Here is an 18,723-nt window from a genome sequence, read left to right on the forward strand (position 1 = left end):
GGGGGGTACCACGACGGCCAGGTAGCCCCTGGCCACGGGCGGCTCTCCAGTCCCTTCGGCGCGGGGGCTCTCGATCAGGCCGATGTCGGCGCGGCCTTCCAGGACGGCCCGGGCGACGTCGGCGGAGTTGCCCGATTCGAGGGCGACGCTGGTCGCGTTCGTGCAGGGCGCCGAGGGCCGCGTCCAGTCCGTGCGCCGCGTCGATCACGGTCCGGGCCCATTCGGCGATCAGCGCGCCCGCGGGCGCTCCCGTACGGGCAGGCCGACGAGCCCGCTCGCCCCGCCGTCGCCGTCGCCCTCAGAGGGGATCCACGTCCAGGAAGGCCGAGAGGTCGGGTTCCGCGCCGTCGGAGGACCCGGGCAGTGCCTGTTCCGCCCAGATGACCTTGCCGTCGGGGGTGTATCTGACGCCCCAGTGCTCGCTGAGCTGCGCCACGAGGAACAGTCCGCGCCCTCCCTCGTCCGTGGTGGCGGCGTACCGCAGGTGCGGGGCGGTGCTCGTGCCGTCCCAGACCTCGCAGGTCAGGGCGTGGTCGTGCAGCATCCGCACCCGCACCGGCGCGCTGCCGTGCCGCACGGCGTTGGTGACCAGCTCGCTGAGGATCAGTTCGGTGGCGAAGACGAGTTCCGTCAGGCCCCACTCTTCGAGCTTCTCCGCCGCCGCCTTCCGTACCACGCCGACCGCGCTCGGCTCGTACGGCACGTCCCACTGCGCGACGCGGTCCTCGCCGAGGGTCCGTGTCCTCGCGATGAGCAGCGCCACGTCGTCGGCCGGCCGGGCCGGCAGCATCAGGTCGAGCACGGCCTGGCAGCTTTCCTGAGGGTCCCGGTCGGGATGGCTCAGCGCCCCGCGCAGCAGCTCCAGGCCCTCTCCGATGTCCCGGGTCCGCTCCTCGACCAGCCCGTCGGTGTAGAGGACGAGCTGGCTCCCTTCGGCCAGGTGGAGCTCCGCGGTTTCGAACGGCATGCCGCCCAGCCCCAGCGGGGGTCCGGCCGGCAGCTCCATGATCTCCGTCGTGCCGTCGGGAGCGACCAGCAGGGGCGGCAGATGGCCCGCCCGTGCCACGGTGCAGCGCTGGGACACCGGGTCGTAGATGGCGTACAGGCAGGTCGCGCCCAGTACGCCGCCGGTCACGCCGTCGCTGACCGCGTCGTGGTCGATGCGCTGTACGAGGTCGTCGAGGCGGGCGAGGATCTCATCGGGCGGCAGGTCGAGCGAGGAGAAGTTGTGCACCGCGGTACGGAGCCGTCCCATGGTGGCCGCGGCGTGCAGGCCGTGCCCGACGACGTCTCCGACGACCAGCGCGACCCGGCTGCCGGGCAGCGGGATCACGTCGAACCAGTCGCCGCCCACCCCGGACTGCGCGGGCAGGTAGAAGTGCGCCACGTCCACGGCGCTCTGTTCGGGCAGGGCGCGCGGCAGCAGGCTGCGCTGGAGCGTTTCCGCGAGGGCGTGTTCGCGGGTGTAGCGGCGGGCGTTGTCCATGCTGACCGCCGCGCGGGCGACGAGTTCCTCGGCCAGCGACAGCTCGTCCTCGTCGAAGGGCTCCGGTTTCTCCGACCGCCAGAAGTTGACCACGCCGAGCACGACGCCCCGGGCCCTGAGCGGGGCCGCGATGAGCGAGTGGATCCCGTAGTCGAGGATGGCCCGGGCGCGCGGCGGGTCCTGGGCGACCCAGCCCGGCGCGTCGGACAGGTCGGGGACCAGTTCCGCCTCTCCGGTGCCGTAACCGCGTGCCTGCGGGGTGGACGGCAGGAAGTCGATCAGCCGGCCGAGGGGGTAGAGCGGGTGGTCGGAGCGGATGCCGCAGACCGCCGTGCGCCGCATGTCGGTGACCTCACCGGGTTCGTCGCCGCCGAGCACCGGGTCGGCCAGGTCGACGGTGCAGAAGTCCGCGAAGCGGGGGACGGCGACGGAGGCGAGTTCCTCGGCCGTCTGCACCACGTCGAGGGAGGTGCCGATGTCGCCGCCCGCGTCGTACAGGAGTTTGAGGCGCCGGCGGGCCGTCTCGGCCCGGCTGGTGAGGACCTGCATCTCGGTGGAGTCGCGGATGGTGACCGCGCAGCCCTCCGGCCGGCCGCCGGGGTGGGTGGACCGCTGGTTGACCACGAGGAGCCTGTCTCCGCTCTCCAGCACCTCGTCGGTGGCTTCCCTGCCGGACAGCAGCAGGTCGGCCATGGGGCGGTCCAGGCCCGGTACGTCCCCGATGCGGCGTCCCTCGGCGTCCTCCGGCAGGTCGAGCAGCCGTTTGGCCTCGTCGTTCGCCAGCAGCAGCCGCCCTTCACCGTCGGTGATCAGCACCCCTTCGCGGACGGCGTGGAGCACCGCGTCGTGGTGCTCGTACATGCGGGTCATCTCCTGCGTGCCCAGCCCGTGGGTCTGGCGGCGCAGCCGTCGGCTGATCAGCGCCGTGCCGGCGGTGGCCAGGGCCATGCCGGTCGCGATGGCCAGGAGGATGACGGGGAGCTGGCGGTCGACGACGCCGGTCACGTTCTTCACCGTCAAGCCCGCTGACACCAGGCCGACGACCTTGCCGTCGGGCGCGGTGACCGGCACGACGGCCTGGATCTCCTTGCCGAGCGGGCCGTCCACGCTCTCGGTATAGGTGTGTCCGGCGAGCGAGGGCTCGATGGTGCCGACGAACCGCTGTCCGATGCGTTCCGGCTGGGGGTGGCTGTACCGGATGCCGTTGGTGTCCATCACCACGATGAAGTCCACGCCGGCGGCCTTGCGCGTCTGCTCGGCGAGCGGCTGCAGGACGGAGGACGGATTGGGCGTCTTCAGCGCGTCCTGCAGACCGAGCTGGTGGGCGAAGGTCTGCGCGACGGAAACCGACCGGTTGCGTGCCTCCCGGTCGATGTCGTGCCGCGACTGGAGCACCAAGGCCAGGAGGGCGCTGGCGGCGAGCAACACCACGATCGCCACCTGGAGGACGAAGACCTGTCCGGCGACGCTCCTGAACTTGCTGCCTAGGAGTGACCGCACCGACGTGCCCGGCACGGGTGGCGAGGAATGGTCACGAACCCATTTGTAGCACTTCCGGGCGCCCAAAGCTCCCGATCGGCACACTTCGCACCCGGACGGTCACCCGTCGGCTCACACCTTCACGCCCGCCCGGCCGGTCTGCGCGGTCCCGGCGGTCTTCGCGGCCTGCGGGGTCTGCCCGGTCTTCGGGGCCTCTCCGGCCTTCGGGGTCTCCGCGCCCTCGGGGGTGCAGGTGACCTCGTCGCGCGGCGTGTAGTGGGTCTTGAACTCCTCGCGCTTGACCTCCCGGCCTCCCTGGACGAAGACACGGCCGACGGACACGTCGAAGCCTTCGAGCGGGGTCTGGACCTCGCACGTCGGTCCGCTGCCCGTCCGCTTGCCGGGTGGCGTGATGTTGGTGCGCGGCCCCTTGGTCGCCTTGACCTCGTCGTACTTCTTCGTGCCGAGGAGGGTGATGGTCAGCGACGTGTCGGTGGACTCGGCCTGGATGTAGATGGGGTGCCCGGAGTCGTTGATCCAGCGCAGGTCGAGGGTGCCCCATGCGACGGTGGCCTCGCGGCCTTCGGGGTAGCGCTCGATGTAGAAGGAATGGGCTCCGTGCTCGACGGGCTTGAGGCCGGCGAAGAACATGGCGTTGTACATGGTGGTGGCGACGGCCGAGACGCCTCCGCCGGGCGATTTCACGTACTGGCCGTTATTGATCATGATGCCGTCGACGAAGCCGTTCTCCGGGGTGCGCTCACCGACCGTCCGGTTGAAGCTCCACTCCTGCCCCGGAAGGACCACGGAGCCGTTGATGAGCTCCACGGCGCGGCCGATGTTGGTGGTGCGGTACGGAGCGGCCGGGAAGGCGACGGTGAAGGAGGAGACCTTCTCCTTGATGCCGAGCCGGCGGGCCTCGGCGCTCGTGAGGTCCGGCTGGACCGCCACGGTGGCGACCTCGCCGCTGCGGGCCGCGCCCGAGCGGGTCAGCAGCGGCAGCACGGCCCGGCGGAGCGCCGCCTCCGTGACCTGGCGTCCCGCACGGCCGTGGTCCCCGAGGACCACGCGGCCGTCCGTGGCGAGGCCGAGCGCGGCGTCGCGCGGGGCCTGGGTGGCGTCCTCGACCGGGCGGGCCACCGCGGGCTCGGCGAGCAGGCCCTTGGAGTCGAGGGACGGCACGAGGCGGCCCTGGTCGTCAGAGTTCATCGCCAGGTGCTTGCCGAGGACGGCGGGGCTTATGGATATGCGCCTGTCGGCGACGGTGAGCGTGACGGGCCCCGACATCGCCGGCTCCGCGAACTGCCGCATGGCCCGTCCGGTCTCCTCGGCCCCCACGCGCGGCTGGGTGCGCTCGACCGGCATCACGACGGGGCCGGCGCCCGCCCGCAGGTATGCGGCACGGAGGGTGTCGACGGCGCGGTCCCCGGCGAGGGAGACGCCGGTCAGCGGAGCGACGGCCTTGGCCGTGCCCTTCTCGAACGCGATCGATCCGTCGCGGACCTGCTGCCCGGCGGCCCGGCCGATCCGGTCGACCGCGGCGCGGCCGGCCGCCTCGTCCACGCGGACCACGGGCTCGATGTCCCTGCTGGCGGAGGCGAAGAGACCGCCGATGACGGTGACGGGGCCGTAGCCCTTGCGTGCGGCGCGGTCGACGGTCGCGGCGGTGTCGAGTGACAGCCCGAGCGCGGCCGGATCGGCCTTCTCGACCCGGTCGCCGATCTGCATGGCGACCGGCGCCGCGGCGGTGGGGCCGAGCTCCCGGGTGAGCGCCTGACGTGCCTGCGCACGGCTCATCCCGCCGATGTCCACCCCGTGGACCCGGGTGCCGGCCTCGATGTCGCCGCCGGTCACGAGCCCGGTGACGTAGAGGCCGCCCAGTCCGAGTACGACTGCTCCGCCTGCCACCGGCAGAGCGATCCGCCAGTCACCCATCCAGCTGCCTGCGCGTCCCATGTCTCTCCCGGCCGGTATACGACGATTCCGGGAAATAATGATTCATGGAAAACGGGTCATTCGGGGGCGGATGTAACTCTTGTCACGAAGCGGACCAAGATCAGCCGAGTCGGGCCGGGGAGGATGCGCCCGGCGCCAGCAGGCGGGGCGTGCCGCTCCCGTCGGCGGGAACGGTCCACAGGTCAGTGGTGTCGGGGGCTCCCTCGGCCGGGAGGCCGTAGGCGAGGGTCCGGTCGTCCAGCCAGACGGCCTGGTCGTCCACGCTGTGCTTCTCCGCGAGCGGGTGCTCGCGGAGCGTGGCCAGGTCCAGGACGTGTTCGCGCCACAGCGACGCGCCGCGCTGCACGCGCTTCTTGTACGCGATCCGGGTCTCGTCCGGCGACAGGGACGGGCACTCGACGTTCTGCGCGAGGATGGTGACCGTACGCCGGGATATCGAGCCCTTGACCAGGTGGGTCTGGCCCGCGGTGCCCAGGGTGGCGTAGAAGGTGTCGTCGTCCTTGGAGAAGGTGATACCCCAGAAGTTCACGTCCCCGGAGCGGTACTCCCGGCCGTCCATGGAGATGGTGAACTTCTCCAGGTCGGGTTCGAGGGCTCCGCTGCGGGTGTCCGCGATCGCCGTACGGGTGGAGAAGAACGCGGCGCCGTACGACTCTCCGGCGACGAAGACGGTCCAGGCGGCGAACCGGCCGCTGGGAGAGACGCGGGCCCGGCTGGGCGTGCCCGCGAGGGGGAAGCTGTGCAGCGTGCGCAGGTCGGCGTCGACGATCAGGGCCCGGTTGTCCTGGGCGAGCGCGCCCGGCGTGGAACGCAGGCACACGCCGGTGCCAGCGGCGGCGTGGAAGCGCTGGCAGGTGAGGTCGGAGACGGTGCGCGCGGCCTGCGGGGTCCCGGCCGGGACGGAGGCGAGGGCGCCGCGGTGCGGGCCCGGTGCGCCGTTGAGGAAGGTCAGCCGGTCCTGCGGGCCGAGGGTGACGCTGCCCGCGGCGACGGCCGGGCCGCCCGGCTGCGGCGCCTCGCCGCGCGCGGCGGCGCGCAGTACCAGTGCGGTGGCCAGAGCCCCGAGGAGCAGCACGGCCGCGGCGAGTACGAGCAGGCGGCGCGACAGTGTCATCGGGTTCCTCGCGGGCGTGGGAGCGGGTCGGTCGGGTCGGTCGGGTCCGTCGGGTCGGCCGGGTCCGGGGCGGTGCCGTCCGGGGCGTCCGTCGGGTGGGTCAGACCGGCCGGGTCCGGGACGGTGCCGGCCGGGGCGGTGCCCTCCGGAGCGGTGCCGTCCGGGGCGTCCGTCGGGTCGGCCGGGTCGGTCAGACCGGCCGGGTCCGGGGCGGTGCCGGCCGGGGCGGTGCCGGCCGGGGCGTCCGTCGGGTCGGCCGGGTCGGCCGAGTCTGTCGGGTCGGCCGGGTCCGGGGCGGTGCCCTCCGGAGCGTCCGTCGGGTCGGCCGGGTCGGTCAGACCGGCCGGGTCCGGGGCGGTGCTGGCCGGGGCGTCCGTCGGGTCGGCCGAGTCCGTCGGGTCGGCCGGGTCCGGGGCGGTGCCGGCCGGGGCGGTGTCGGCCGGGGCGTCCGTCGGGTCGGCCGGGTCCGGGGCGGTGTCGGCCGGGGCGTCCGTCGGGTCGGCCGGGTCCGGGGCGGTGCCGGCCGGGGCCGGCGGACGCAGGACGAACCCGGCGACGGCCGCGCAGCAGAGCAGGCCCGCCGCGGCGAGGGACAGGGCCGGCCCGGCGCCCCAGAGCGTCCACGCGCCGCCGAAGGCCAGCGAGCAGCCGAAGCGGGCCAGCGCCTGGCCGGTGCCGACCAGGGCGAGGCCGGTGGCCCGCAGCTGCCGGGGCACGGTGGCGGCGACGGCCGCCGGCAACACCCCGTCGGTGGCGGCGTAGAACATGCCGTGCAGCGCGAGGACGAGGCAGGGCAGGGCCGGCGAGTCGGGGGACCACAGCAGCAGCCCGTACCCGGCCAGCAGGAGGGCGTGCCCGGTGAGGAACATCGTGCGGCGCCCCATCCGGTCGGCGAGGGCGCCCGCCGGGACGGCCAGCAGCAGGAACACGGCGGCGGTGCCCAGCGGCAGCAGCGGGAACCAGCGCTCGCCGATGCCGGCGCGCTCCTGCAGCAGCAGGTAGACGAAGGCGTCGCTGACGGTGGTGAGGCCCAGCAGGGCGGCGCAGACCGCCAGGGCGCGCAGCCGGGGCAGGCGCAGCAGGGCCAGTGCCTCGCGCGGGCCGACGGGGGCCGGTTCCGGGCCGGCGCCGCCCTTCGGCCTGGGCCGGGGCCTGGGCCGGGGGGCATCGCCGCCACCGGACGGTACGAAGAGCACGAGCACCACGACGCCGAGTACGGCGACGCACGCGCTGACGCCGAAGACCGCGTCGTAGCCGTCGATCGCCACGCTCAGGATGAGGAAGGCGGCGAGCGGGCCGAGCAGGGCTCCGGTGGTGTCCATGGCCCGGTGCACACCGAAGGCGCGCCCCTGTAACTCGGCCGGGGTGGACAGGGAGATCAGCGCGTCGCGCGGCGCGGTGCGCAGGCCCTTGCCGGTGCGTTCCAGGACGAGGACCAGACCCACCGGGCCCAGGCTGTGGGCGAGCAGCAGCAGCGGCTTGCACAGGGCGGACAGGCCGTAGCCGATGCCGGCGATCAGCTTGTGGTTGCGGACCCGGTCGGCGAGGTGCCCGCCGGTCAGCTGCACCAGGGCGCTGACCCCGTTGTACACGCCGTCGAGCGCGCCGAAGCCGAGGGGGCTCAGGCCCAGACCCGCGACCAGGTACAGGGGCAGCACGGCGGTGACCATCTCCGAGGAGATGTCGGTGATCAGGCTGACCGTGCCCAGCGCGAGGACGGCGGAGGCGACCGCGGGGGTCCGTCCGGGTCCGCGGTCCGGCGCGGTCTTCGACCCGGCGGGGGCGGAGCGGTCCGCGAGGTACATGCTCAGGCGCTCCCGGTGGCGGGGGTCTCGGACACTCGAACGTGCGAGTGGAAACATAGTGGTTGTACGGGCCAACGGTGGGGGGTTCGCCGCGATCCGGCCGATCACCGGCTCAGTTCTGGCGGCTGCTCTCGTCCCGCAGCCAGGTGGAGAAGTCCTGATCGCGAATGGCCTTGCGGGAACCCCTGCGGGCGGCGAGTGCCGCCGCGACGAAGACCACCACCCCCGGGAGCAGCCCCGGTTGGGCCCGCAGCAGGGCGCGCAGATCGGCCGAGCCGGTGCGGGCGGACGGCGCGGACGACACGGACGACGAAGCCGGGGCGTCGGCCCGTAGTGAGGCCTGGAAGCGCTCGTACTCGGCGGAGGAGGTCGCCGCGCGGATCCGTCGCCTGATCAGGTCGGACCAGGTGCGCGGCGGATGGACGACGACCCGGGCGGCCTCGACCACCAGGCGCTCCCCCGGCCCGAAGGCGAGCGACGCGGCCAGGTCGTCGGCCATCAGCGGGGGCAGAGCGGCGAGCCGCTCGTGCCCCGGCTCGGACACGGCGATGACCCCCCGGCCGAACAGGCCTTCGCGGACGGCCGGCAACCGCTGCCACACCCGGTAGTACGCCCGGACCGGCCATGCGCAGCCGGTCAGCGGGATGTCCCGGCCGGGGGCGGCGGCGAGCAGGTCAGGACTCCCGGCGAGCGCGCCGGCCAGGGCCCGTACGTCGGCGGCCCCGACGACGACGTCGGCGTCCACGTAGAGGCGGGGGAAGCCCCGCGCGTGCTCGTCACCGACCCGGAGGGCCGTGTGCTTGGAAGGGGTCGGGATCTCGACCACCCGTACCCGAGGGCCGCGCGCGGACGCCACCTCGGCGGTGTCGTCCGTACAGCCGTTGCACACGACGACGATGTCGGGCCCGGACGCGGAGGCGTCGGCCAGGAGCGCGTCGAGGAGGCGGCCGATGACCCGGCCCTCGTTGTGGGCCGGTATCACGATGCTGGTCACCCGGGCAGTATGCACGCTCGAACACCCGCGCCGGGTGATTCCGTCAACTCTCCCCGGCCGTACGCCCGGTGGACTAGATTGGCCGGCGATACAGGTTCGGCTGCTTGGGGGAACACGCAGCCGGCCGGGGGGCTGAAGTACGCATTACGCAGAGCGCAGAGCATCGGTTGTGGGGGGCCATCACCGTTGAGCGGGTCACGCACGGGACGCGGGGGCGTCCGGTCCGCCGTCGACGGTGTTTCCCCTCCATCACACGCGCCCCGGCCATGAGTTGTCGACACGCCAGCCGGCGTGTTTCGCGGAGCGAAGGGGAACGCTGTGAAGGACACTGCGAAGGACGCCGCCGGCCGGGGGGCCACCGAGGCATTAGGCGTCGCCGTGGTCGGCGCGGGCTACTGGGGCCCCAATCTCGTCCGCAACTTCCAGTCCGCACCGGAGTTCCGGCTCCGCTGGCTCTGCGACCTGAACGAGGACCGGGCCCGGCAGGTGCTCGGCGGGTACTCGACGGTCCGGGCGACCTCCGACTACGCGGAGGTCCTCGCCGACCCGGACGTCGACGCGGTCGCCGTGGCCACCCCCGCCGGTACGCACCTGGACGTGGCGCTGGCCGCCCTGCGCGCCGGAAAGCACGTCCTCGTGGAGAAGCCGCTGGCCGCCACGTACGAGGACGGGCTGCGGCTGGTGACCGAGGCCGAGGAGCGCGGTCTCACGCTGATGTGCGACCACACGTACTGCTACACCCCGGCCGTGGGCCGCATCCGGGAGATGGTCCGCTCCGGCGAACTCGGCGACATCCAGTTCTTCGACTCGGTCCGGATCAACCTCGGGCTCGTCCAGAAGGACGTCGACGTCCTGTGGGACCTGGCCCCGCACGACCTTTCGGTCCTCGACTTCATCCTCCCGGACCACGTCCGGCCGGTCGCGGTGGCCGCGCACGGAGCCGACCCGATCGGGGCCGGGCAGTCCTGCGTGGCCTACCTGACGCTCCAGCTCAACACCGGCGCGATCGCGCACGTACACGTCAACTGGCTGTCCCCGACGAAGGTACGGACCACCATGGTCGGTGGGTCCAAGCGCACCCTGGTGTGGGACGACCTCAACCCCGTCCAGCGCGTGGCGGTGTTCGACCGCGGGGTGGACCTGACCGCCCCGCAGGAGATCGGCGCCGACGAGCGCCGCGACATGCTCGTCTCCTACCGGAGCGGCGACATGGTGGCGCCCGCGCTCGGCGAGAAGGAGGCCCTGCGCAGCATGGTCGAGGAGTTCGCCGCCGCGATCAGGACGGGTCGGCCGGCGCTGACCGACGGCCGCGCCGGACTGCAGGTGCTGGACATCCTCGAAGCAGCCTCCCGGAGCCTGGAGTTCCGCGGGGCGGTCGTCGGACTGCGCACCGGGCGCTGACCGTCCACGGGCCGGGCGCGGCCCGCCGGCACGGCGATCGCAGGCCGATCGCACGCAAGACCATGACCGACTCAGTGGGGGCAGGGCGTTGAGCAGCGTACGAGGCAAGAAGATTCTGGTCACCGGCGGAGCGGGCACCATCGGCTCGCACGTGGTGGACCTCCTGGTGGACAACGGGGCACGCGAGGTCGTGGTGCTCGACAACTTCGTGCGGGGGCGGGCCGCCAACCTGGCCCGCGCCCTGCCGAGCGGCGTGGTGGAGGTCGTCGAGGGCGACATCCGCGACGTGGCCACGGTGCGCAAGGCGACGGAGGGCGCCGACCTGGTGTTCCACCTCGCCGCCATCCGCATCACCCAGTGCGCGGAGGAGCCCCGGCTGGCGAACGAGGTGCTGGTGGACGGCACGTTCAACGTGCTGGAGTCGGCGGCGGCCGCGGGAGTGGGCAAGGTGATCGCCTCGTCCTCGGCCTCGGTCTACGGGCTCGCCGATACGTTCCCGACCACCGAGCTCCACCATCCGTACAACAACGACACCTTCTACGGGGCCGCGAAGGCCTTCAACGAGGGCGTGCTGCGCAGCTTCCACGCCATGTACGGGCTGGACTACGTCGCGCTGCGCTACTTCAACGTGTACGGGCCCCGGATGGACATCCACGGCCTGTACACCGAGGTGCTGATCCGCTGGATGGAGCGGATCGCCGCGGGTGAGCCGCCGCTGATCCTCGGTGACGGCACGCAGACCATGGACTTCGTCGACGTCAGGGACATCGCGAGGGCCAATCTGCTGGCCGCGGAGTCGGATCTGACCGACGAGGTGTTCAACATCGCCAGCGCGACCGAGACCAGCCTGCTCGACCTCGCGCTCGGGCTGCTGGAGGCGATGGGCGCGCAGGGGCTGGCGCCGGTGCACGGGCCGGCCCGCGCCGTGAACGGGGTGACCCGCCGTCTCGCGGACATCTCGCTGGCCACGCGCCGGCTCGGCTTCACCGCGGAGATCGACATGCGCCGGGGACTGCGGGACCTGGTGGACTGGTGGCGGGCCGAGCGCGCCGCCGACGCCGCCGCCGAGAAGGCCGGCCGATGAGCGTCGCGGACGCCGCCCCGGCCCGTGTCCCGGTCATGGTGCCGTGGCTGGGCGAGGAGGAGGCTAAGGCCGCGGCCGACGCGGTGCTCTCCGGCTGGGTCGCCCAGGGCCCGCGGGTCGCCGAGTTCGAGCGGGCCTTCGCGGAGCGGGTGGGCGCCGAGCACGGCATCGCGGTGAGTTCGTGCACCACCGCCCTGCACCTGGCCCTCATCGCGCTGGACCTGGGGCCGGGCGACGAGGTGGTCGTCCCCTCCCTGTCGTTCATCGCCACGGCCAACGCGGTGCGCTACGTGGGCGCGCGGCCGGTGTTCGCGGACGTCGAGGAGGCCACCGGCAATCTGACCCCGGCCACCGTGGACGCGGTCCGCACGCCCCGGACGAAGGCGGTGCTCGCCGTCCACCAGGGCGGGGTGCCCGCGGACGTGCACGCGCTGCGCGCGGCGTGCGCGCAGTGGGACGTCGCCCTGGTGGAGGACGCCGCCTGCGGCATCGGCGCGACGGTGGGCGGCAAGTCCGTCGGCCACGGCGCGCTGCTCGCCGCCTGGTCGTTCCACCCCCGCAAGGTGATCACCACTGGCGAGGGCGGCATGCTGACCACGGACGACGCGCAGTGGGCGGAGCGGCTGCGGCGGCTGCGCGAACACGGCATGAACGTGTCCGCCGCGCAGCGGCACGCGAGCGCCAAGCCGATCGTCGAGAGCTACCTGGAGGTCGGCTACAACTACCGGATGACCGACATCCAGGCCGCGGTCGGCCTGGTGCAGCTGGGCAAGCTGGACGCGATCGTGGCCCGGCGGCGGGCGCTGGCCGCCCGGTACGCGGAGCTGCTGCGCGCGGTACCCGGTCTCACCCCGGTCACGGACCCGGGTCACGGTCAGGGCAACTTCCAGTCGTACTGGGTGCTGCTGGCCGAGGACTTCCCGGTCGGCCGCGACGAGCTGCTCGCCGTGCTCTCCGCGGCCGGGATCTCGGCCCGGCGCGGGATCATGGCCTCGCACCTGGAGCCGGCGTACGCGGGGCACGGCGCGGCGCCACTGCCGGTGACCGAGCGGATCAGCCGCGACTCGCTGATCCTGCCGCTGTTCCACACTATGACGGACGCCCAGCAGGACCGGGTGGTGGCGGTGCTCCGCGAACGGGCCGGCGGATGAACGGGCCCTGGGACCAGGCCGACGACCTGCTGATCGTCGGCGCGGGCGGGTTCGCGCGGGAGACCGCCCAGGCGGTCCGGGACGCGTGCGCCGCGGACGCGGCGCACGGCCGCGCCCCGCGGTGGCGGCTCGCCGGGCACCTCGACGACGATCCGGCCCTGCACGGCCGCGAGGTCGACGGTGTGCCGGTACTGGGCGGCTGCGACCTCGTGCACGAGCTGACGGCCGCCCGGGTGGTGGTCTGCGTGGGCAGTCCGCGCGACTACGCCGTACGGGCCCGCCTGGTACGCCGGCTCGGGCTGCCCACGAGCCGGTACGCGACGGTGGTCCACCCCACGGCGGTGGTCTCGGGGACCTCGGTCCTCGGCGGGGGCTCGGTGCTGCTCGCGCACTGCGTGCTGACCGCCGCCGTCCGGGTCGGGTCCCACGTGGCGGTGATGCCGCAGGTGGTCCTCACCCACGACGACCGGGTCGGGGACTTCGCCACGCTCGCCTCGGGGGTCCGCCTCGGCGGCGGGGTGCGGCTGGGGCGGGGGGCGTACGTGGGCGCGGGCTCGCTGGTCCGCGAGTACAGAGAGGTCGGCGCCTGGTCGCTGACCGGTATGGGAAGCACGGTCCTGGCCGATGTGCCGCCCGGCGAGGTCTGGGCCGGCAGCCCGGCCCGCCGGCTGCGCGCGGCGGACGGCCCGGCGCTCGACGAACTGCGGGCGGACGGCAACGAGACCGGCCGGTGGCCGGAGACACGGATGGGGAGCACCGTCGGATGAACCAGATACCGCTCGTCGACCTGAAGGCGGCGCACGCCGAGGTCGCCGACGAATTGCGGGCAGGATTCGACCGCGTGCTGGCCGACACGGCCTTCATCGGGGGTGAGGAGGTCCGCGCGTTCGAGCGCGAGTACGCCGAATTCGCCGGGGTCGGGCACTGCGTGGGCGTCGCCAACGGCACCGACGCGCTCGAACTGGCGCTGCGCGCCGTCGGGGTCGGTGTCGGCGACGAGGTGGTGCTGCCAGCCAACACCTTCATCGCCACCGCGGGCGCCACCGCCCGGATCGGGGCCCGGCCGGTCCTGGTCGACTGCCTCCCCGACAGTCTCCTGATGGATCCGCGGGCCGCACTGGACGCCGTCGGGAAGGCCACGCGCGCGGTGGTCCCGGTCCACCTGTACGGGCAGTGCGCCGCCGCCGCGGAGCTGGTGGCGCAGCTGCCGGCCCACGTGAAGGTCGTCGAGGACGCCGCGCAGAGCCAGGGCGCGACCCGCGACGGCCGCTCCCCCGGTAGCGGCGGGATCGCCGCGACCAGCTTCTATCCGGGCAAGAACCTCGGCGCCTACGGCGACGCGGGCGCGGTGGTGACCGACGACGAGGAGACGGCTTCCCTGATACGGGCGCTGGCCAACCACGGCGGCGTCGCCAAGTACCGCCACGACGTGGCCGGGTTCAACAGCCGGCTCGACGGTCTGCAGGCCGTCGTCCTGCGGGCGAAGCTGGCCCGGCTGGCCGACGGGAACGCCGCCCGGCGGACCGCCGCCGCCCGCTACGACGGGCTGCTGGGCGACCTGGCGGCCGCCGGACGCGTCATCCTGCCGGTGACGGCGCAGGGCAACGTCCACGTGTGGCACCTGTACGTCGTCCGGCTCACCGCCGGAGCCGACCGCGACGCCGTCGTCGGCAAACTCAACGCGGAGGGCATCGGCGCGGGCGTGCACTATCCCGCCCCGGTCCACCTCACCCCGGCCTTCGCGCACCTCGGCCACGGCCACGGGGACTTCCCGCACGCCGAACTCGCCGCGGACCGGATGCTCTCCCTCCCGCTCTTCCCCCAGATCACCGCTGCTCAGCAGCAGCGGGTCGTGGACGCGCTCACCGACGCCCTGCGCTGACGCAAAAAATGAGGTCCAGATGAACAAACGGACAAGGTTGCTCCGTTACGGTCTCTTCACCGTGATCGCGGCCCTGATGGCAACGGTCCTGCCCCCGTCCACGGTCGCCGGTGCGGCCGACCCGTGCGGTCCCGGCACGAACGCGGTCGTGTGCGAGAACTCCAAGCCGGGCACGCCGATGTCCGACTGGTTCGCACCCAGCGCGTACGGCGACATCAAGGGCTTCAGTGCCCAGATGAGCGTCCAGGCGGGCGAGACCGTGCAGTTCAAGATCCAGTCGCCGACCCCGTACCGTGTCTCGGTCTACCGGCTGGGCCACTACGGGGGCAACGGGGCCCGCCTGCTGTCGACCGCGGCGCAGGCGGCCCAGACGTACCCGGCGAACTTCACGCCCGGCGGCAACCCTCGAAGCTGCACCACCAAGCCGTCGACCGGCCTGGTCGACTGCGGGAACTGGCCCGTCACCGCGACGTGGACCGTGCCGGCCGACGCCGTCTCCGGTCTGTACGTGGCCAACTTCGACCAGGCGGACGGGAACGGGGTGATGCCCTACCCGTTCGTCGTCCGCAACGACTCCAGCCACTCCGACATCGTGGTGCAGACCAGCGACCAGACCTGGCAGGCGTACAACAACTACGGCGGCCAGGACCTGTACGACGGCGGGGGCCCCGCCCCCGACGGCCGGGCGTACGAGGTCAGCTACAACCGCCCGTTGGACATCGGCGGCGAGAACGGGATCTACGGGTCCGAGTACCAGATGATCTCGTGGCTGGAACGCAACGGCTACGACGTGAGCTACATGTCGGGCATCGACATGTCGACCCGCGGCGCGACGCAGTTGCAGAACCACAAGGTCTTCATGTCCTCGGGGCACGACGAGTACTGGACCCAGGAGCAGTTCACGAACGCGCTGAACGCGCGCCGTGCCGGGGTGCACCAGACGTACTTCAGCGGCAACGAGGTCTTCTGGAAGACCCGCCTCGCACCGAGCATCGACGGCGCCAACACCGCCAACCGGACCCTGGTCTGCTACAAGGAGACCAAACTGTCCTTCCCCCAGCCGAACGGCGTCCCCGACCCGAGCGGGATCTGGACGGGCACGTTCATGGACCCGGCCAGCGGCACCAACGGGCGGACCTACCAGCCGCAGAACCAGCTGACCGGCTCGCTGTTCAGCGTGAACGGCTACCGCAGCGACGCGATCACGGTGCCGGGCTCCTTCGCGAAGATGCGGCTGTGGCGGAACACCACGGTCGCGAACCTGACCCCGTCCCAGACCGCCACCTTCCCGTCGGGCACGCTCGGCTACGAGTGGGACAGCGACGTGGAGGACGGCCACCGGCCGGCCGGGCAGATCCAGATGTCGTCCACCACGGTGGACATCGACGACGGGAAACTCCGGCTCGACTACGGCAACACGTACGGGAACGGCACCGCGACGCACAGCCTGGTCGCCTTCCGCGACCCGGCCTCGCACGCCCTCGTGTTCGGTGCGGGCACCGTGCAGTGGTCCTGGGGCCTGACCAACATGCCGACCGGCAACCCGGACGACGCGGTGGTCACCGAGGACAAGCGCATGCAGCAGGCCACGGTGAACGTCTTCGCCGACATGGGCGTCCAGCCCAGGTCCCTGCAGAGCAACCTGGTCGCGGCGACCGCCTCCACGGACACGGCGGGCCCGGTCGTCACGGTGACGAGCCCGGCGGCGAACGCCACCGTTCCGGCGCTGCGGCCCGTGACCATCACCGGCACGGCGGCCGACAGCGGCGGCGGCGTGGTGGCCCGGGTGGAGGTCTCCACCGACGGCGGGACCACCTGGAAGGCGACCACGGGAATCGGGTCCTGGAGCTACAAGTGGACCCCGACCGCCCCGGGCTCCGTACAGATCAAGGTGCGCGCGGTGGACGACAGCGTCAACATCGGCACCACCACCACCGTGCCGCTCACCATCGGACCCCAGCAGTGCCCCTGCACCGTCTGGCCCGCCGCGGCGGTTCCCGGGACCGTCAACGCCGGTGACGGCGGCGCCGTCGAACTCGGCGTGAAGATCCGCTCCTCGGCGGCCGGGTCGATCACCGGCGTCCGCTTCTACAAGTCGCCCGCCAACACCGGCACCCACACGGGCAGCCTGTGGAGCAGCTCCGGGCAGCGCCTGGCCACGGGCACCTTCACCAACGAGACGGCCTCCGGCTGGCAGCAGCTGAACTTCTCCTCCCCCGTGCCGGTCAAGCCGAACACCACGTACATCGCCTCTTACTTCGCCCCGCACGGCGGCTACTCCTTCGACACCACCTTCGCCGCCGGTGACGCGGGGCTGGCCCCGCTCACGGCGTTGCGCAGCGGCACCGACGGCGGCAACGGCGTCTACCGCTACAGCGCCACCGGCGGGTTCCCGTCCACGGCCTCCTCCGGGAGCAACTACTGGGTGGACGCGGTGCTGGACACCTCCACCGCCAGCACGACCCCGCCCTCGGTGAGCTCGACCTCGCCGCAGTCCGCCGCGACCGCCACCCCGATCACGGCGGCGCTGAAGGCCACCTTCAGCGAAGGCATCGACGCGGAGACGCTGGTGTTCACCCTGAAGGACCCGGGCGGCGCCGCCGTCCCGGGCTCCAAGGTCCTCGACACGGTGAACAGCGCCACCTTCACCCCGTCGTCCGAACTGGCGCTGAACACCACCTACACGGCGTCCGTCCAGGCCGCCGACCTGTGGGGCAACACCATGGCCGCGCCGGTCACGTGGAACTTCACCACCAGCGCGAGCCCGCCGTCGGTGAACTGCCCGTGCACCCTGTGGACCGCCGGGGCGACACCGAGTACCGCCAACGTGGGCGACGACACCAACTCCGTGGAACTGGGCACCCGCTTCCAGTCCGCGGTCGACGGCTACGTCACCGGCGTCACCTTCTACAAGGGTCCGGGCAACACCGGCACGCACACCGGCAGCCTGTGGTCCGCGGGCGGCACGCTCCTGGCCACCGGCACCTTCGGCAGCGAGACCCTGTCCGGCTGGCAGCAGCTCCACTTCGCCACGCCGGTGCACATCACCGCGGGCACCTCGTACGTGGCCTCCTACCACGCGCCGAACGGCAGGTACTCGGTGGACGGCGGCTACTTCACGGGCGCGCACCGCTCCTATCCGCTGGTCGCCCCGGCCGACGGCGGCGCCGGTGCCGGCAACGGTCTCTACAAGTACGGCTCCGCCACGGTGTTCCCCGCGAACACCTTCGGCTCGGTGAACTACTGGGTCGGCCCGGTCTTCACCACGACTCCCCCGGCCGCGCAGGCGGCCGGCTCCACGGAGGTGGCCGGCCAGTGAGCACGGTCAGTGTGGTGATCCCCTGCTACAAGTACGGCCATTTCCTGGCCGACTGCGTCAAGAGCGTCCTGGACGAGCAGGAGGGCGTCGACGTCCGCGTCCTGATCATCGACGACGCCTCGCCCGACGACTCCGCGACCGTCGCGCGCGCCCTGGCGGCCGCCGACCCGCGGATCGAGGTACGGGTCCACGAGCAGAACCAGGGCCACATCGCCACCTACAACGAGGGCCTCCTGGAATGGGCCGAAGGCGACTACGTCGCACTGCTCTCGGCGGACGACCGGCTCGTCCCCGGAGCCCTGGTGCGGGCGGCCGCCGTGCTCGACGCGCATCCGGAGGCGGGCTTCTGTTACGGCCGGCCGCTGCGCTTCCAGCACGGCGGGCCGCTGCCCGCGGCCCGTACGGAAGGCAAGGGGTCGGTCGTCTACCCCGGACGGTGGTGGCTGGAGCGGCGCTTCCGGGAGGGCACCGGGTGCATCACCTCACCCGAGGTGGTCGTCCGTACCAGTCTCCAGCGCAAGGTCGGGGGCTACGATCCGCAGCTCCCGCACGCCGGCGACATCGAGATGTGGATGCGGCTCGCTGCGCACGCCGACGTGGGGTACGTCCGCGGCGCCGATCAGGCCTTCTACCGCGTCCACGGCGGCAACATGTCCACCACGGACTTCGGCGGGCAGCTGGACGACCTGCGCCAGCGGCTCGTCGCCTTCGACTCCGTGCTGGAGAAGTGCGCCGGGCTGCTCCCGGAGGCCGACCGGCTGTCGGTGGCGGCGCGCACCCGGCTCGCCCGGTACGCGCTGCGCCGCGCCTACCGTGCCTACGACCGGGGACGGACCGCGGTGGTGCCGGTCGACGAGCTCGTGGAGTTCGCCGCCGAGTGCCTGCCGGGCTACACCTCGCTCGCCGAGTACCGGGCGCTGCTGCGGCGCCGTCGCATCGGGGCGCGCGTCATGCCGTACCTCCAGCCGCTGGTGCTCTCGGCCGTCGCCGACCGGGGGCGCGAGTGGCTGTGGTGGCGGTCCTGGAAGCGCCGAGGGATCTGATGGACCACC

Annotated in this window: 11 protein-coding genes and 1 pseudogene; 7 read left to right on the plus strand and 5 right to left on the minus strand. The window is 72.9% G+C overall.

Annotation, left to right across the window (positions count from 1 at the left end; translation table 11 throughout):
* Nucleotides 1–298: 298 nt before the first annotated feature.
* The 5 genes and pseudogenes from ACFYOB_RS13610 to ACFYOB_RS13630 form a co-directional block, all read right to left on the minus strand.
* A complete protein-coding gene (locus ACFYOB_RS13610) occupies nt 299–2,986 on the minus strand; it encodes a SpoIIE family protein phosphatase (RefSeq protein WP_388559110.1) in 2,688 nt (895 codons plus the stop codon).
* Between the two features lie 111 nt (nt 2,987–3,097).
* Entirely contained in the window at nt 3,098–4,921 is a 1,824-nt protein-coding gene (locus ACFYOB_RS13615) for a VanW family protein (protein WP_388559113.1), read from the minus strand.
* A gap of 100 nt (nt 4,922–5,021) precedes the next feature.
* Complete coding sequence (locus ACFYOB_RS13620; RefSeq protein WP_388559116.1) at nt 5,022–6,035, minus strand: TolB-like translocation protein; 1,014 nt, start codon at nt 6,033–6,035, stop codon at nt 5,022–5,024.
* A 524-nt stretch (nt 6,036–6,559) separates the two neighbouring features.
* A pseudogene (locus ACFYOB_RS13625) lies at nt 6,560–7,840 on the minus strand (MFS transporter); the annotation flags it as partial.
* Between the two features lie 112 nt (nt 7,841–7,952).
* The gene (locus tag ACFYOB_RS13630) at nt 7,953–8,834 is read right to left on the minus strand and encodes a glycosyltransferase (protein ID WP_388559119.1); all 882 of its coding nucleotides are present in this window, start codon (nt 8,832–8,834) and stop codon (nt 7,953–7,955) included.
* Between the two features lie 318 nt (nt 8,835–9,152).
* On the opposite strand from ACFYOB_RS13630, the gene ACFYOB_RS13635 reads away from it, so the two are divergent.
* The 7 genes from ACFYOB_RS13635 (at nt 9,153) to ACFYOB_RS13665 (ending at nt 18,714) form a co-directional block, all read left to right on the plus strand.
* Nucleotides 9,153–10,235 carry a Gfo/Idh/MocA family protein gene (locus ACFYOB_RS13635; protein ID WP_388559122.1) on the plus strand — a complete coding sequence of 361 codons (1,083 nt, stop codon included), beginning with the start codon at nt 9,153–9,155 and terminating at the stop codon, nt 10,233–10,235.
* A gap of 88 nt (nt 10,236–10,323) precedes the next feature.
* A complete protein-coding gene (locus ACFYOB_RS13640) occupies nt 10,324–11,319 on the plus strand; it encodes an NAD-dependent epimerase/dehydratase family protein (protein WP_388559125.1) in 996 nt (331 codons plus the stop codon).
* Nucleotides 11,316–12,470: a DegT/DnrJ/EryC1/StrS family aminotransferase gene (locus tag ACFYOB_RS13645; protein WP_388559128.1), complete on the plus strand. Its 1,155-nt coding sequence runs from the start codon at nt 11,316–11,318 to the stop codon at nt 12,468–12,470. The genes ACFYOB_RS13640 and ACFYOB_RS13645 overlap by 4 nt, the downstream gene beginning before the upstream one ends.
* On the plus strand, nt 12,467–13,237 hold the full coding sequence (locus ACFYOB_RS13650; protein WP_388559131.1) for a NeuD/PglB/VioB family sugar acetyltransferase: 771 nt from the start codon (nt 12,467–12,469) through the stop codon (nt 13,235–13,237). Before ACFYOB_RS13645 ends, ACFYOB_RS13650 begins: the two co-directional genes overlap by 4 nt.
* Entirely contained in the window at nt 13,234–14,352 is a 1,119-nt protein-coding gene (locus ACFYOB_RS13655; RefSeq protein WP_388559134.1) for a DegT/DnrJ/EryC1/StrS family aminotransferase, read from the plus strand. The genes ACFYOB_RS13650 and ACFYOB_RS13655 overlap by 4 nt, the downstream gene beginning before the upstream one ends.
* Nucleotides 14,353–14,371: 19 nt before the next feature.
* Nucleotides 14,372–17,671: a DUF4082 domain-containing protein gene (locus tag ACFYOB_RS13660; RefSeq protein ID WP_388559136.1), complete on the plus strand. Its 3,300-nt coding sequence runs from the start codon at nt 14,372–14,374 to the stop codon at nt 17,669–17,671.
* Complete coding sequence (locus tag ACFYOB_RS13665) at nt 17,668–18,714, plus strand: glycosyltransferase family 2 protein (protein ID WP_388559139.1); 1,047 nt, start codon at nt 17,668–17,670, stop codon at nt 18,712–18,714. The genes ACFYOB_RS13660 and ACFYOB_RS13665 overlap by 4 nt, the downstream gene beginning before the upstream one ends.
* The last annotated feature ends 9 nt before the right edge of the window (nt 18,715–18,723 follow it).

The sequence above is a fragment of the Streptomyces sp. NPDC006463 genome (genome assembly GCF_042870715.1).
GTDB lineage: Bacteria > Actinomycetota > Actinomycetes > Streptomycetales > Streptomycetaceae > Streptomyces.